The 15,807-nt window shown below is 63.8% G+C and carries 12 protein-coding genes; 2 read left to right on the top strand and 10 right to left on the bottom strand.

The annotated features are described in order from the left end of the window. Positions 1-20 precede the first annotated feature (20 nt). Genes MRBLMU1_RS12875 through MRBLMU1_RS12865 form a run of 3 tightly spaced genes read right to left on the bottom strand, consistent with a single transcriptional unit; the run spans position 21 to position 2,938 of the window. Positions 21-464, bottom strand: a complete 444-nt coding sequence (locus MRBLMU1_RS12875; RefSeq protein ID WP_363501879.1) for a thioesterase family protein — start codon at positions 462-464, stop codon at positions 21-23. 15 nt (positions 465-479) lie between these two features. Further along, on the bottom strand, positions 480-1,709 hold the full coding sequence (locus MRBLMU1_RS12870) for a M20/M25/M40 family metallo-hydrolase (protein ID WP_363501877.1): 1,230 nt from the start codon (positions 1,707-1,709) through the stop codon (positions 480-482). Positions 1,710-1,720: 11 nt separating this feature from the next. Beyond that, entirely contained in the window at positions 1,721-2,938 is a 1,218-nt protein-coding gene (locus MRBLMU1_RS12865; RefSeq protein WP_363501875.1) for a urate hydroxylase PuuD, read from the bottom strand. 126 nt (positions 2,939-3,064) lie between these two features. Between MRBLMU1_RS12865 and MRBLMU1_RS12860 the strand changes: the two genes are divergently transcribed. Together MRBLMU1_RS12860 and MRBLMU1_RS12855 are read left to right on the top strand one after the other, a co-directional pair. Further along, positions 3,065-4,003, top strand: coding sequence for a LysR substrate-binding domain-containing protein (locus MRBLMU1_RS12860; protein ID WP_363501873.1), 939 nt, complete (start codon positions 3,065-3,067; stop codon positions 4,001-4,003). Positions 4,004-4,108: 105 nt separating this feature from the next. After that, positions 4,109-5,878, top strand: coding sequence for an allantoate amidohydrolase (locus tag MRBLMU1_RS12855; RefSeq protein ID WP_363501871.1), 1,770 nt, complete (start codon positions 4,109-4,111; stop codon positions 5,876-5,878). A 78-nt stretch (positions 5,879-5,956) separates the two neighbouring features. Here MRBLMU1_RS12855 and MRBLMU1_RS12850 read toward each other — a convergent pair whose 3' ends face one another. From MRBLMU1_RS12850 to MRBLMU1_RS12820, 7 genes are read right to left on the bottom strand one after another with little or no spacing between them, the layout of a single operon-like run. Further along, the gene (locus tag MRBLMU1_RS12850) at positions 5,957-7,348 is read right to left on the bottom strand and encodes a tetratricopeptide repeat-containing glycosyltransferase family protein (protein ID WP_363501869.1); all 1,392 of its coding nucleotides are present in this window, start codon (positions 7,346-7,348) and stop codon (positions 5,957-5,959) included. Continuing rightward, a complete protein-coding gene (locus MRBLMU1_RS12845; protein WP_363501867.1) occupies positions 7,345-8,580 on the bottom strand; it encodes a Zn-dependent hydrolase in 1,236 nt (411 codons plus the stop codon). Before MRBLMU1_RS12845 ends, MRBLMU1_RS12850 begins: the two co-directional genes overlap by 4 nt. Positions 8,581-8,598: 18 nt before the next feature. Further along, on the bottom strand, positions 8,599-9,993 hold the full coding sequence (gene hydA / locus MRBLMU1_RS12840) for a dihydropyrimidinase (protein WP_363501865.1): 1,395 nt from the start codon (positions 9,991-9,993) through the stop codon (positions 8,599-8,601). A gap of 25 nt (positions 9,994-10,018) precedes the next feature. Further along, positions 10,019-11,503, bottom strand: a complete 1,485-nt coding sequence (locus MRBLMU1_RS12835; RefSeq protein ID WP_363501863.1) for an NCS1 family nucleobase:cation symporter-1 — start codon at positions 11,501-11,503, stop codon at positions 10,019-10,021. A 58-nt stretch (positions 11,504-11,561) separates the two neighbouring features. Beyond that, positions 11,562-12,854: an NAD-dependent dihydropyrimidine dehydrogenase subunit PreA gene (preA, locus tag MRBLMU1_RS12830; protein WP_363501861.1), complete on the bottom strand. Its 1,293-nt coding sequence runs from the start codon at positions 12,852-12,854 to the stop codon at positions 11,562-11,564. Beyond that, positions 12,854-14,239 carry an NAD(P)-dependent oxidoreductase gene (locus MRBLMU1_RS12825; RefSeq protein WP_363501859.1) on the bottom strand — a complete coding sequence of 462 codons (1,386 nt, stop codon included), beginning with the start codon at positions 14,237-14,239 and terminating at the stop codon, positions 12,854-12,856. The genes preA and MRBLMU1_RS12825 overlap by 1 nt, the downstream gene beginning before the upstream one ends. Before the next feature lie 59 nt (positions 14,240-14,298). Next, a complete protein-coding gene (locus MRBLMU1_RS12820; protein WP_363501857.1) occupies positions 14,299-15,801 on the bottom strand; it encodes a CoA-acylating methylmalonate-semialdehyde dehydrogenase in 1,503 nt (500 codons plus the stop codon). Between the last annotated feature and the right edge of the window lie 6 nt (positions 15,802-15,807).

Raw genomic sequence — 15,807 nt, 5'->3', positions numbered from 1 at the left:
CCCAACTCCGGGGTCAGTGCTTATTTGATGCTGGAATTGAGTTCCTGGAAATCGTCCGTGCGGGCGAGGATCTGCCAGGTGGCCAGCAAGGCGGCCGGCGGGGCGATCAACTTGCGGGCGTTCAAGTCGAGCCAACCTCCGGTGCTGGTGATGCGCGCCGCCAGCTTGCCGTCCGGGCGTATCACGTCGCTGCGCAGCTGCCAGCGGCTGCCGTCCGGCGCCAGTCCGGCCACGCCCAGGGTCACGGTGATCTCGTCGAGCAGCATGACCTCCTTGAAGTACGCGATTTCGTCCTTCATCACCACCGGGCCGATTTTAAGGCGCATCAATTCACTCATCGGAAAGCCATGCTCCGACAGGAACAGCATACGGACATCGCCCGCCTTGTCCATGAACGCCGTATTGCGCATATGGCTGTTGAAGTCCATATCGCCCCAACCCGCCATCAACTTCTTTTCAAACATGACTAACCTCCCCTATCAACCCAGGAAGTCTAACAGCGTTGCGGCAACCACCTTGGTGGCCTTGCGCAGGTCGTCGAGGTTGAGGCGTTCGTCGGCCTTCTTGGCGTTCGACTCCGGCACCGTGCGCGGACCGGCGCCGTACAGCACCGCCGGGATACCGTGCTCGCCGTACAGGCGCGCGTCCGCGTACAGCGGCGTGCCCTGCGCCGGAATCAGCTCGCCGATGTAGGTCTGGGCGTTTTGCTGCAGGCTGGCGACCAGCTTTTCCGTGCCCGGCTGCTCGCGCAGCGCGTGCGACAGCAGCAAGCGTTTGATCTCCAGGCTGATGCCGGGGATGCCGCGCACGGCGCTTTCGATCATCGCGCGCACATGCGCCTCGACCTCCACCGGCTCCTCTTCCGGAATCATGCGGCGGTCCATCTTCAGCACCACCTTGCCCGGCACGACGTTGGTGTTGGTGCCCCCGTCGATGCGGCCCACCAGCATGGTCGGAGAATCGATGCCGGCGACCCTGGATTTGATCTTCTTCAGCTCCGGCAGCTGGTCGTAGATGGCATTCAGGATTTTCGTCGCCGCCTGCAGCGCGTCGTGGCCGGTCTCCGGCATCGCGCCGTGGCCCGATTTGCCGTTGACCGTGATCTCCAGTTGCAGGCAGGCGTTGTGCGCGGTGACGATGTTGTAGCTGAAGCCCGCCGCGATGACGTAATCGGGCTTGGTCAGCTTTTGCTCCAGCAGCCATCCAGGGCCGAGCAGGCCGCCGAATTCCTCGTCATAGGTGAAATGCAGTTCCAGGCCGCCCTTGAGCGGAACGCCGAGCGCTTCCAGCGCGCGGGTGGCGAAGATATAGGTGGCGAAGTCGCACTTGGAGACGGCTGCGGCGCGTCCGTAGATAAAGCCATTTTCCACCACGCCGCCGTAGGGAGGATAGGTCCAGTTGTCGCCCGGCGGGACCACGTCCCCATGCGCGTTCAGCGCCACCGTCGGACCGCCGGCCTGGTAGGGACGACGGACGATCAGGTTGGTGATCGTCTCCATGCCGTAGTCGCGCACCACCTGCTCCGGCACCGCGTGCTTCTCGGCGCTCCAGCCATAGCCCTTGACCAGATCGGCCACCATGTCCGCGTGCGGCGCGTTGTTGCCGGGCGGCGTATCGGTCGGCACGCGCAACAACTGCTGCAAAACGCCGACCTCCTCGTCGAAGTGGTCATCGATCCATTTGGCCAGTTGTTCCTTGGTGCCGCTCATAGTCGCTTCCTTTATTTTGCGCCGGCTTCGTACCAGGCGGCGATTTGCGCCCGTTCGGCATCGGTCATTTGGGTCAGGTTCGCCAACGGCATGGCTTTGAGCTGGACCGTCTGCTTGTAGATTTTCTCGGCATTTTGATGGATTTCTGCCTCGTTCTCAAGCATCACCCCCAAAGGCGCCGCCGCGAAGCCCGGTTGCGTCGGCCGTTCGGCGTGGCAGGATGCGCAGCGGTGCCCGATGATGGCCTTCACTTTGGCGAATTCCGCCGCCGGATCGGCCGCTGGCGCCACCGCCACTGGACGGGGCGGCGCGATGGCCACGGCGACGGCGGCCAGCAGCGCGACACCGATCGCCGGGTAGCGCCACTCGACGCGGCCCTTGTGGCGCAGATTGAAGAAATGGCGGATGAAAACGCCGGCGGCCATGATAAAGGCCAGCACCAGCCACGCGTGATCGTGACGATAAGTCATCGCGTAGTGGTTACTGATCATGATGAACAGCACCGGCAAGGTGAAGTAGTTATTGTGGACACTGCGCTGCTTGGCCTTCTGTCCGTGGACAGGATCGGGCATGCGGCCGGCCGACATGGCCTCGACCATCTTGCGCTGGCCCGGGATGATCAGCATCAGCACATTGCCGACCATGATGGTGCCTATCAGCGCGCCGACGTGGATATAGGCGGCGCGCCCGCTCAGCACATGCGTGAGGCCATAGGCCGCCGCCACGATCAGCAAGAACACAACGATGCCGAACCACAGGTCATGCTTGCCCAGCGGGGAGCGGCACAGCAGATCATAGACCGTCCAGCCGACGACCAGGGTGCCGACGCCGACGCCGATCGCCTGCAGGCTGCTGATGTCGGCCACGGATTTATCGATCATCATCGCCTGGGCGTTGAAGTAATAGGCGATGGTCAGCAGCGCGATCCCGGACAGCCAGGTGGAATAGGCTTCCCATTTAAACCAGTGCAGCTCCTTCGGCAGCTCCGCCGGGGCGACCAGGTATTTTTGCGGGTTATAGAAGCCGCCGCCGTGCACCGCCCACAGTTCGCCCGAGACGCCCTTCTTTGCCAGCTCCGAGCCCGGCGCGGGTGGACGGATCGAGTTATCCAGCCAGACGAAGTAGAACGAGGCGCCGATCCAGGCGATGCCGGTGATGACGTGCAGCCAGCGGACGATCAGGTTCAGCCACTCAAGGCCGTACGGGATCAGATAGGCGAATAATTCCATGGATTCTTTCCGGTCAAGGATGTGGCTAATTTACAGAAGATAAACGGATTTGATACCGGCCACATGAAGATTAGAGTATATTAAACATATCCATTCCCATATAACCCCCAATTCAAGCACGTATTCATGGCCGCCCTGCCGCAACATCTGGACCTCCACCTGATCCGTATCCTCTACCTGCTGCTGGTGGAGAAAAACGTCTCCCGCGTCGCGCTCAAGCTCAATCAGCCGCAGCCCTCGATCTCCGCCTCGCTGCGCAAGTTGCGCGAGCTGACCGGCGATCCGCTGCTGGTGCGCGGCGCGCGCGGCATGGTGCCCACCCAACATGGCGAGAGCCTGATGATTCCGGCCAAGCGCATTCTCGACGAAACCGAAAACCTGTTCCTCAAGAAGTCACCCTTCGTCCCGCAGGAGGAGGCGCGCACCTTCCACATCGCCGCGCCGGACTACCTGGACAGCCAGTTCCTGCCCAACCTGGTGGCGCTGCTGCGACGCGGTTCGCCCAACAGCCGCGTCAAGATCCACAGCCTGGGACCGGGCGTTGACTATGTGCGCCTGCTGTCCGACGGCGACATGGACCTGGTCATCGCCAACTGGGACGAGCCGCCCGAACACCTGCACATGTCCAAGCTGTTCGAGGACCCGATCATCTGCGTGATGCGCGCCGACTGCCCGTACGCGCTGCGCACCGCCAGCGACGCCATGACGCTCAACGAGTATCTGGCCCTGCCCCACGTGGCGCCGACCCAGATCCTGCCGGGCTACCTCGGCGTCATCGACGATTACCTGGAACGCCAGAACCTGCAACGCAACGTCGTCGTCGAATCGGCCTATTTCGGCCTGATCCCCTACATGCTGACGCAGACGGACCTGGTGCTGACCACCGGCCGCCAGTTCGTCCGCCACTACGAAAAACAGATGCCGCTGAAAACCTATACGGTGCCGGTCAAATTCCCGGCGATGCGCTTCTACCAGCTGTGGCACGAACGCGTGCACCAGGCGCCCGAGCACAAATGGCTGCGCGAGCAGGTCGCCGCCGCCGCCAGGGCGCTGATCCAGAAGTAAGCCGTACGCGAAGTAAGCCACCTGATATATATCTTACGGCATACCGCGTATATCGCGCGAGCGCCGACGAGGTTATGATAAGGGTTCGATACCGGATACCACGCCATGACCACACTCTCCGATTTAAACAGCTGCGACGCCGCCACCTTCGTCGAGCATCTGCGCGGCATCTACGAGCACTCCCCCTGGATACCGCAGCGGGCGGCGGCGCAACGCCCGTTCGCCAACGCCACGGCGCTCAAGCTGGCGTTGCAGGATGTGGTCAGCGCCGCCACCCAGGACGAGCAACTGGGCTTGATCCGTGAACACCCGGAGCTGGCCGGGAAGGCAGCCGTCGCCGGCCAGCTGACGGCAGAATCAACCAGCGAACAGGCAAAGTCCGGGCTGCACCTGTGCAGCGCCGAGGAATTCGCCACGCTGCACAGGCTCAACGCCGACTACAACGCCAAATTCGGCTTCCCCTTCATCCTTGCGGTCAAAGGTCCGGACGGACAGGGACTGACCCGGCGCCAGGTCATCGCCACCTTCACGCGCCGCTTGAAGAACCAGCGCGCGGACGAAATCGCCGAATGCCTGCGCCAGATTAAACGCATCGCGGAGATCCGCCTGAACGACCTGCTGGGCGTGACGCTGGACTTCGGCCCGTCGATCATGCATTGGTCGGAAATCATCGGCGCATGGAGCGACACGGACAACAGCGGCAACGAGGACTTCGACCTGACCTGCGCCTACATGACGCCGGCGCACCGCCGCACCGCCGCGCAACTGGCGGAATGGATGCGCGAAGCCGGCATGGAGGCGCACATCGACAACGTCGGCAACGTCGTCGGCGTGTACCGCTCCGACATTCCCGGCGCAAAAACGCTGATGACCGGGTCGCACTACGACACGGTGCGCAATGGCGGCAAATACGACGGACGTCTCGGCATCCTGCTGCCGATTGCCATCGTGCGCCATCTGCACCAGCGCGGCGAGAAGCTGCCGTATCACTTCGAGATTGTCGGTTTCGCCGAGGAGGAAGGGGTACGCTTCAAGAGCACTTTCCTGGGCAGTAACGCGGTGACTGGCCGCTTCGACCTGTCGCTGCTGGACCAGACCGACGCCGACGGCGTCGCCATGCGCGACGCGCTGCTGGCCGCGGGTCATGACGTGTCGCGCATTCCCGCGATCGCGCGCGATCCGGCGCAGCTGCTCGGCTTTGTGGAAGTGCATATCGAACAGGGCCCGGTGCTGCTGGAGCGCGACCTGGCGCTGGGGGTGGTGACGGCGATCGCAGGCAGCTCGCGCTATCTGGTCGAGCTGACCGGCTTGGCCAGCCATGCCGGCACCACGCCGATGACGATGCGTAAGGACGCTGCCGCCGCGGCGGCGGAGATCGTGCTGCTGGTGGAGCGGCGTTGCGGCCAAGGCGTGGCCCTGGTCGGCACGGTCGGGCAGTTGCAGGTGCCGGGTGGGTCGGTCAATGTGGTGCCTGGCGCGTGCAAACTGTCGCTGGACATCCGTGCGGCCGACGATGCGGTGCGGCAGGCGGCGGTCAAGGATGTATTGGATGGCATCGCGGAGATTTGCGCGCGGCGTCAGGTGGAATTCAGCTTGCAGCGGATAGTCGATGCCGCGGCCGCGCCGTGCGCGCCGCGTTTGATGGACCAGTTGGGGGCGGCAATCGAGCGGGCGGGTTTGCCGCGCTTTGATTTGCTGTCGGGGGCCGGGCACGATGCGATGGCGATGGCGGCGATCACGGATGTGGCGATGCTGTTCACGCGCTGCGGCAACGGCGGCATCAGCCATAACCCGCTGGAGACGATGACGGCCGATGATGCGGATATCGCGGCGCGGGTGCTGGTCGATTTTTTGCGGAACTACCGTTCCACGTAGGGCGGATTAGGCGGAACGCCGTAATCGGCCATGGTTGAGCCGTCGACGGCGCATGCATGGCGGACTACGCGCTTCGCGCTAATCCGCCCTACGTGTATCCGAGGTGAGCGCGAACCGCAGTTCCGACGCCACTTCCAAGATCACCTTGGCCCAGCCGCCGCCCGGCGGCTGCCGGAACAATCGCATCGACGGATACCACGGCGTGTCGCTCCGCTCCGTCAGCCAGCGCCAGTCGCAGCGATGGTCCGGCAGCAGCAGCCAACACGGCTTGCCCAGCGCACCCGCCAGATGCGCCACCGCCGTGTCGACACTGATCACCAAATCCAGATTGGCGATGACGCCGGCCGTATCGGCAAAATCCTGCAGGCGCGGCGCGATCGCTTGCAGCGTCATGCCGGCCGGCGGCGTCAGCGCCTCCGCCTCGCCCTCCCCCTTCTGCAAGCTGACGAAATGCAGCGCACCGTGGTGGTCGATATCGGCCAATGGCGACAGCGTGTGCAACGACGGCAGCGAACGCTCCGCGTCGTTCTCGAACCGCGGATTGCCTTTCCACGCCAAACCGATCCGCAATCCTTTTTGAGGCAGCATGCCGGCCCAGTAACGCACCGACTCGGGGTCCGGAGTGATATACGGCTCCGACGGAATATTCGACAGGTCGGTGCCGAACAACGCCGGCAGCCGCATCGGATGCGTCCAGAAATCCCAACCGCTGGCCGGCACCGCGCCCTGCTGCACGTACACCTCATCGACGCCCTCCAGCCCCGCCATCAGGCGCCGCAGCGCCGGAGGACATGCCACCGCGACGCGCACCGCGCCCGCTTCCTTGAGCTTCGCGGCATAGCGGCTGAAATGGATCATGTCGCCCAGCCCCGCCTCGGACACGATCACCACCGATTTTCCCGACAGCGGTTCCCCCTCCCACGGCGGGCAGTTGAACGGCTGCGCGAGGCTGTCGAAGTGCCAGCGCGACTCCAGCAACGGCCAGCCCTCGGCAAACCGCCCTTGCCGCAGCAGGATATAGGCGAGATTGAACTGCGCCTTCGGATAGTCCTCGTCCAGCTCCAGCGCGCGACGGTGGCACGCCTCGGCCTCCTGCTCGCGCTTCACGCACGCCAGCAGCACGCCCAACTGGCTCCACGCCGACGCCGACTCGGGCGCGATATCGAGCGCCATGCGCGCGGCCGCCTCCGACTCGTCGAAACGCCTGGACTTCTGCAAAAGTACGCCGAGATTTTGATACAGCTGGGCGTTATCGGGCAGCAGCGCGATAGCGTGCAGATAGTGGAATTCGGCCTCCAGCAGGTCGCCGCGCAGCTCCTTGAGGTAGCCGAGATTGGCGCGCGCGCCGGCGTGCTCCGGCTGCAGCGCTATCACCTGCCAAAAGCACTCTTCGGCACCGAGCGCGTCGCCGACGGCCATGCGCCGGTTGCCATCGAGGTAGGCTTGCTGTGCGTCCGTGTACTCTTTCACACTACTCGCGCGCGCTCCAGCATGGCGTGCAACAGCACGTTGCAGCCTGCTTCCAGATGCTCGGACTTGGCATCCTCGATCTCGTTGTGGCTGATGCCGTCCTTGCATGGCACGAAAATCATGCCCGACGGCGCCAGGCGCGCGGCGTAGATCGCATCGTGGCCCGCGCCGGAGACCACGTCCATCGTCGAATATCCCAGCTTGGCGGTGGCGTTGCGCACCGCGTCCACGCAGTCCGGATGGAACGGGCATGGCGGATAGTAGGACACCCGTTCGATCGAAATCCCCAGGCCGCTTTCGACGCGGGTCTTGTCGATAAACGCCAGCATCTCCTCATGCATGGTGTTGAGCAGTTCGTCGTTCACGTTGCGCAGGTCGATGCTGAATTTGACTTCGCCCGGTATCACATTGCGGCTGTTCGGGAACACCTGCACCATGCCGACGGTGCCGCGACCATATGGCGGATAGCGATTGGCGATGGCCACCACTTCCTGCATGATGCGGGTCGACACCTGCAGCGCGTCCTTGCGCAGTCCCATCGGCGTAGGGCCGGCGTGCGCCTCCATGCCGCTGACCACGCAGTCGTACCACGAAAGTCCCATCACGGCCGGCACCACGCCGATCACCTTGTCGGCATCCTCCAGCACCGGGCCTTGTTCGATATGGGTTTCGAAGTAGGCGCCGATCGGATGCTGGCCCGGCACCTGATCGCCCTTGTAGCCGATGCGCGCCAGCTCCTCGCCCACCGTCTTGCCCTCGGTATCCTTGGCCGCGTAGGCCGTCTCCAGGCTGAAGGCGCCGCAGAACACGCCGGAGCCCATCATCACCGGCACGAAGCGCGAGCCCTCCTCGTTGGTCCAGAAGGCGACTTCGATCGGCGCCTCGGTCTTGATCTTCAAATCGTTCAAGGTGCGCACCACCTCCAGGCCGGCCAGCACGCCGTAATTGCCGTCGAACTTGCCGCCGGTGGGCTGGGTGTCGATATGGCTGCCGGTCATAATCGGCGGCAGCGCGTTGTTGGTGCCATCGCGGCGCATGAAGACGTTGCCGATCTGGTCGATCGTGATCGACATGCCGGCGTCCTTCGCCCAGCCGACCACCAGGTCGCGTCCCTGCTTGTCCAGGTCCGTCAACGCCAGCCGTTTGACGCCACCTTTAGGCGTGGCGCCGATCCGGGCCAGTTCCATCAGCGCCGCCCACAGACGGTCGCCATTGATGCGCAATTCACTCATAACCTGCTCCTGTGTTGATTAACGCGCCGACGTGGCTTTGAACGCGGGACGATCGATGTGGCGGCCGGCGCCTTCCACCGCCATCAGCACGCCGCGATGGAATACGACGTTACCGGCGGCCAGCGTGGTGCTGGGGATGCCGCGCACGGTGCGGCCCTCGAAGACGTTGAAGCCGCCCTTGGCGAACTGGGTCAGCGACGAAATCGTGCGGGTGGCTTCCGGGTCCCAGACGACGATATCGGCGTCGGAGCCGACCGCGATCAGCCCCTTGCGCGGGTACATATTGAAAATCTGCGCGGCGTTGGTCGACGTCACCTTGACGAACTCCGAAGGCGTCAGCATGCCGCTGTTGACGCCCGCGTCCCAGATCACCGACATGCGGTCCTCGACGCCGCCGCAGCCGTTCGGAATCTTGGTGAAGTCGTCCTTGCCGGCCGCCTTCTGCGCGGCGCAAAAGGTGCAATGGTCGGTGGCGGTGGTGTGCAGGTTGCCGCCCTGCAGACCATGCCACAGCGCGGCCTGGTGATGCTTGCTGCGGAACGGGGGGCTCATGACGTGGGCGGCCGCGTATTCCAGATCGTCGCTCTGGTAGACGCTATCGTCGATGATCAGATGGCCGGCCAGGGCCTCGCCGTACACCCGCTGGCCGTTGGCGCGGGCGCGCGTGATGGCCTCCAGCGATTCGGCGCAGGACACGTGCACGATGTAGACCGGCGTGTTGAGCACATTGGCGATGGCGATGGCGCGGTTGGCCGCTTCCGCCTCCACCGCCGGAGGACGCGACAGCGGATGCGAACTCGGTCCGGTCAAGCCCTTCTTCAGCAAATCCTGCTGCAGCTGGTAAACCAATTCGCCGTTTTCCGCGTGCACGGTCGGAATGGCGCCCAGCTCCAGCGAGCGGCGGAAGCTCTTCACCAGCGTCTCGTCGTCGGCCATGATGGCGTTCTTGTACGCCATGAAGTGCTTGAAGCTGTTGACGCCATGGTCGCGCACCAGGATTTCCATATCGCGGTGCACGGTCTCGTCCCACCACGTGATCGCCACGTGGAAGGTGTAGTCGCCGGCGGACTTCCGCGCCCAGTCACGCCACTGGTGATAGGCCTCGATCAGGTTTTGTCCTGGCGCGGGGATCACGAAGTCGATGATGGTGGTGGTGCCGCCGGCCAGGCCGGCAGCTGTACCTGTATAAAAGTCATCCTGGGTGACGGTGCCCATGAAGGGCAGGTTCATATGGGTGTGGGGGTCTATCCCGCCGGGCATGACATACTGCCCGGCGGCGTCGATCACGCGCGCCGATGGCGGAGCCTCAAGATTTTCGCCGACGGCGACGATCTTGTCGCCATAGCACAGCACATCGGCACGAAAGGCGCGGTCGGCGTTGACGACGGTACCGCCGCGGATGATAGTAGTCATTTACATCTCCTGAATCCTGTGAATCTTAGGGGTGGGCGGGCGCCCTTACCGCGGGCACCGTCTTCCCCTTCATCATAACCCCATATACGATTGCGGAGATCACGATTCCGACGAACCATGCGTAGGTATAGATCGTTTTGAAACCCTCCCCCACACCGGGGAACGACGCCGGGAAGGCGGCATTGAGGAAGCCCGGGATATTCGGCGCCACGCCGACCACGAAGGCCACCAGCGCGGCCACGTTCCATCCGTTGCCGTACGAGTAGACGCCGTCCTCGCGATACAGTTCCGCGACATTGAGTTCGGTCTTGCGCACCATGTAGTAGTCGATGATCAGGATGCCGGCGATGGGCCCGAGCAGCGCCGAATAGCCGATCAGCCAGGTGAAGATATAACCCTGGGTCGATTCGAGTATTTTCCAGGGCATCATGACAATGGCGATACCGGCTGTGATGTAGCCGCCGGTCTTGTATGAGATCTGTTTGGGCGCCAGCGACGAGAAGTCATATGCCGGGCCGACCAGATTGGCGGCCAGATTGACGGAAACGGTGTCGATCAACAGGATCAGCAACGCCACCAGCACCGCGATGCCGGTCATGCGGCTGGCCAGGTCGACCGGGTCCCAGATCGCTTTGCCGTACAGGACGACGGTGGCCGAGGTGACGATCACCGCCATCGCCGCCAGCAGCCCCATGGGCACCGGCAGGCCGACCGACTGGCCGATGACCTGGTCGCGCTGCGATTTGGCGAAGCGGGTGAAGTCGGGAATGTTCAGCGCCAGCGTCGCCCAGAAGCCGACCATCGCCGTCAGCGAAGGCCAGAACACGGACCAGAACTGGCCGGCCTTCTTGCCGCCCTCGACAAACTGCGATGGCGCCGACAGCAGGTCGCCGAAGCCGCCGGCCTTGTTGTGCACCCACGCCAGCAGCACGAAGCAGATGGCGATCTTCAACGGCGCGGTGTAGGTCTCGAGCTTACGGATCGCGTCCATGCCGTGCACGATGTACCAGAACTGGATGGCCCAGAAGGCCAGGAAGCAAAGCAGCTGCGCGCCATTGATGCCGAGGAAGCCGAGTTTTGCCCCGCCGATCTCGCCGCCCATCATCACGCCCAGCAGCGTATAGATCATCGAGCCGCCGAACCAGGTCTGGATGCCGTACCAGCCGCAGGCGACGATGGCCCGCATCAGCGCCGGCAGCCGCGCGCCGGAGGTGCCGAAGGAGGCGCGCGCCAGCACCGCGTAGGGAATGCCGTACTTGGTGCCGGCGTGGCCGATCAACAGCATCGGCAATAGAACGATGGCGTTGGCGATGAACACCGTCAGCACCGCCTGGTAACCGGACATGCCTCCCTCGATCAAACTCGCCGACAGCGTGTACGCCGGAATGCACATCACCATGCCGACCCACAGCGCCGCGAAGTGATACCAGCGCCAGGTGCGCTGTGCTTCGGTGGTCGGCGCCAGGTCTTCGTTCCAGAGTTGCGTGCTGCCAGAGAGTTCTTTGCTCACGAGGCGTTCTCCAAGGGTTGATCAAACAATCGTCCAGCTTCCGTTGCAAGATCCGTTCCTAAACAGTCTCCGGCACCTTCACGTTTTCCGCGCGCGGGTTGCGCGGGTCCTGCGTCCAGTTCATGTACGGCTTGCCCGTATCCTGCGGCACCATCGTGATGCAGCCCTGCACCGGGCAGGTGATCTCGCACAGGTTGCAGCCGACGCATTCCTCCTTGATCACCTCATAGGTGCGCACGCCGGCGGCGTCGATCAGCTGCGCAATCGACTGGTGCGACGTGTCCTCGCACGCCACGTAACAGCGGCCGCACTTGATGCAGTCGTCCTGGTTGATCTGCGCGATCACCTGATAGTTCATGTTCAGGTATTTCCAGTCCGTGGTGTTGGGCACAGCCTTGCCGACGAATTGGCTGACGCTCGTGTAGCCCTTCTCGTCCATCCACCGCGACAGGCCGTCCTTCATCTCCTCGACGATGCGGAAGCCGTGCAGCATGGCGGCCGTGCAGACCTGCACGCAACCGGAGCCGAGGGCCATGAACTCTGCCGCGTCGCGCCAGTTGCCGATGCCGCCGATGCCGGAGATCGGCAAACCCTTGGTGGCGGGATCGCGCGCGATTTCGGCGACCATGTTCAGTGCGATCGGTTTGACCGCCGAACCGCAGTAGCCGCCGTGCGTGCTGGCGCCACCGACGATGGGGAAAGCCACCATCTGGTCCAGGTCCAGGTGCGTGATCGAGTTGATGGTGTTGATCAGCGAGACGGCGTCGGCGCCGCCCGCCTTGGCGGCGCGTGCCGGCGCGCGCACGTCGGTGATGTTCGGCGTCAGCTTGACTATCACCGGCAGCTTGCTGTGCGTCTTGCACCAGCGCGTGACCATTTCCACATACTCGGGAACCTGGCCGACGGCCGCGCCCATGCCGCGCTCCGGCATGCCGTGCGGGCAGCCGAAATTGAGCTCGATGCCGTCAGCGCCCGTCGCCTCGACCAAGGGCAGGATATCGGCCCACAGCTTCTCCTCGCAAGGCAGCATCAGCGAGACGATGATCACGCGGTCGGGCCAATCCTTCTTCACCTGCGTGATCTCGCGCAGGTTGATGTCCAGCGAGCGGTCGGTGATCAACTCGATGTTGTTGAAGCCGAGGACCTCGCGGTTCTTGCCGTAGTGTGCCGAGTAGCGCGACGAGACGTTGACGGCGGCCGGGTCTTCGCCGAGCGTCTTCCACACCACGCCGCCCCATCCCGCCTCGAAGGCGCGCACCACGTTGTAGGCTTTGTCGGTCGGCGGCGCGGAGGCCAGCCAGAATGGATTGATCGACTTGATGCCGCAGAATTCTATGCTCAGGTCAGCCATTATGCAGCCTCCACTTTCGATGCTTCGGTCAATGATTTCAGGTCCTCATGGATCGCGTGCGCCGCCAGCTTTCCATGCTGGACTGCCTGCACGGTCAGATCCTGGCCCGGCGCCACACAGTCGCCACCGGCATAGATACCCGGCAGCACGGTGCGGAACTGATCGTCGACGTGGATTTTGTCACCGTCGCGTTTCAGCGTCTTCGCCAGTGGATCGCTGATGCTCGTTTCGTCCATGCTCTGGCCGATGGCCTTGAAGATGGCGTCGGCCGCGATCTCGAAGGTTTCGCCGGTGCCGCCGAAACGGCCGTCGACCATGGCGGTTTTCTCGAAGAGCATGCCGCGCACGCGGCCCGCCTGGTCCAGCAACACCTGCCGCGGCTGCGCCCACGTGCGCATGCGCACCCGGTTCTCCTTGGCGATGTGCTGTTCGTGTTCGGTCGCGCTCATGGCCTCGAAACCGCGCCGGTACACCAGCGTGACCTCCTCGGCGCCGAGGCGCTGGATCTGCACCGCCATGTCGATGGCGGTATTGCCGGCACCGATGACGATGGCGCGCGATGGCAACGGCAGCTGGCTCAAATCGTCCGCCTGGCGCAGCGCGGCGATGTAGTCGACGGCGGCCAGCAGGCCAGGTGCGTCCTCGCCCGTCAATCCAAGCTGCTTGCTGGCGCCAAGGCCAAGGCCGAGGAACACCGCGTCGTACTGCGCGTGCAGATCCTTCAACTGCAGGTTGGCGCCCAGGGCCTGTCCGTGCCGGATTTCGATGCCGCCGATGGCCAGCAGGAAGTCGACTTCCTTCTGCGCGAAGTTATCGGTCAGCTTGTACTTGGCGATGCCGTACTCATTGAGGCCGCCCGATTTCTCGCGCGCCTCGTAGATCACCACGTCGTTGCCCAGCATCGCCAGGCGGTGAGCGCACGACAGGCCGGCCGGACCGGCGCCGACCACGGCGATCTTCTTGCCGGTCGGCGGGAAGCGTTTGAATGGATGCTCGTCGAGCGACATGTTGTCGATGGCGTAGCGCTGCAGCAGGCCGATCTTCACCGGCTGGCCCTCGGCGTCATGATTGCGCACGCAGGCGTCCTCGCACAGGATCTCGGTTGGACAAACGCGCGCGCAACTGCCGCCCAAAATATTCTGCTTGAGGATGCCGACCGCCGCGCCGTTGATATTACCGTCGTGGATATTGCGGATGAAGCTCGCGACGTCGATGTCCGATGGGCAGATGCGCGTGCATGGCGCGTCGTAGCAGTAAAGGCAGCGCGAACTTTCAATCGCGGCCTTGCGCGCGTTGAGCGCCGGCGCGAGATCGGTGAAGTGTTCCGCCAACGCCGCATTGGCTTCCTTCGGATGCGGCATGTATTTCAGGGATTCGATCATCATTCATTTTCCTGGCTAATGGCTCGGTAGTATCAGACACCCCGGACGAAAAATTCGTCCGACTACTTCATCTGGGGGAATGCAAATTCCGCGCCAGCGCTGGCGGTGTTGGGCCAGCGCTGCATGACCGCTTTGTGGCGCGTGTAGAAGCGCACGCCTTCGGGACCATAGGCGTGATGGTCGCCGAACAGACTGCGCTTCCATCCGCCGAAACTGTTGAAGGCCATGGGCACCGGCAGCGGCACGTTCACGCCCACCATGCCGACCTGGATCTGGCGCACGAACTCGCGCGCCACGCCGCCGTCGCGCGTGTAGATCGCGACACCGTTACCGTACTCGTTGCGATTGATCAGCTCCACCGCGCTGCCCACATCGGGCGAGCGCAGCATGCACAGCACGGGGCCGAAAATCTCTTCCTTATAGATCGTCATATCGGGCGTGACGTGGTCGAACAAAGTACCACCGATGAAGAAGCCGTTCTCGCGTCCCGGCACGATGTGATTGCGTCCATCGACTACCAATTTCGCGCCCTGCTCCACACCTTCTCCGATCAAGCGCTCTATACGCTGCTTGGCCGCGCTTGAAACGACAGGTCCCATTTCGGCGTCGTGCTCCATACCGTCGCGCACTTTCAGTGCGGCCGTGCGCTTTGCCAGTGCGTCGACGATTTTATCGCCCGCGTCGCCGACGGCGACGACCACGGAGATCGCCATGCAACGCTCACCGGCCGAACCGTATGCGGCGCCCATCAACGCGTCGACGGTCATCTCCATATCGGCATCCGGCATCACCACCATGTGGTTCTTGGCGCCGCCCAAAGCCTGCACGCGTTTGCCCGCCGCGCAGCCGCGCGCGTAGATGTATTCCGCGATTGGCGTGGAGCCGACAAAGCTCAGCGCCTGCACCACGGGATGATCGAGCAGCGCGTCGACCGTCGTTTTATCGCCCTGCACGACGTTGAACACGCCGTCCGGCAAACCGGCATCCTTCAGCAGCTTGGCGTGCAGCAGCGACGGCGAAGGATCGCGCTCGGAAGGCTTGAGCACAAAGGTGTTACCGCAGGCGATGGCGACCGGGAACATCCACATCGGCACCATCACCGGGAAGTTGAACGGCGTGATGCCGGCCACCACGCCCAGCGCCTGGCGCATCGACCAGGCGTCGATGCCGCGCGAAATCTGGTCGGTGAATTCGCCCTTGAGCATCTGCGGAATGCCGACCGCGAATTCCACCATCTCGATGCCGCGCGCGACCTCGCCCTGCGCGTCGGCGAAGGTCTTGCCGTGTTCACGCGTCAGCATGGCCGCGAATTCATCGACGTGCTGCTGGCACAGCTGCAGATACTTGAACAGCACGCGCGCGCGCGTCAGCGGCGGCGTCGCCGACCAGGCGGGGAAAGCCGCTTGCGCCGCGCGCACGGCGGCGTCGACTTCTTCGACGGTGCCCAGCGCAACGCGTGCCACCGGTTCGCCCAGCGCCGGATTGAACACGTCCGCATAGCGGCCGCTTTGGGTATCGACTTTGGCGCCGTTGATGAAGTGGGTGATGGTGTCAAGGTTGCTCATGGTGTT

It is taken from the genome of Burkholderia sp. LMU1-1-1.1, assembly GCF_040675865.1.
GTDB lineage: Bacteria > Pseudomonadota > Gammaproteobacteria > Burkholderiales > Burkholderiaceae_D > Rugamonas.
The sequence above is the reverse complement of the archived record's forward strand: the minus strand, read 5'-3'. Positions and strand labels throughout refer to the sequence as shown.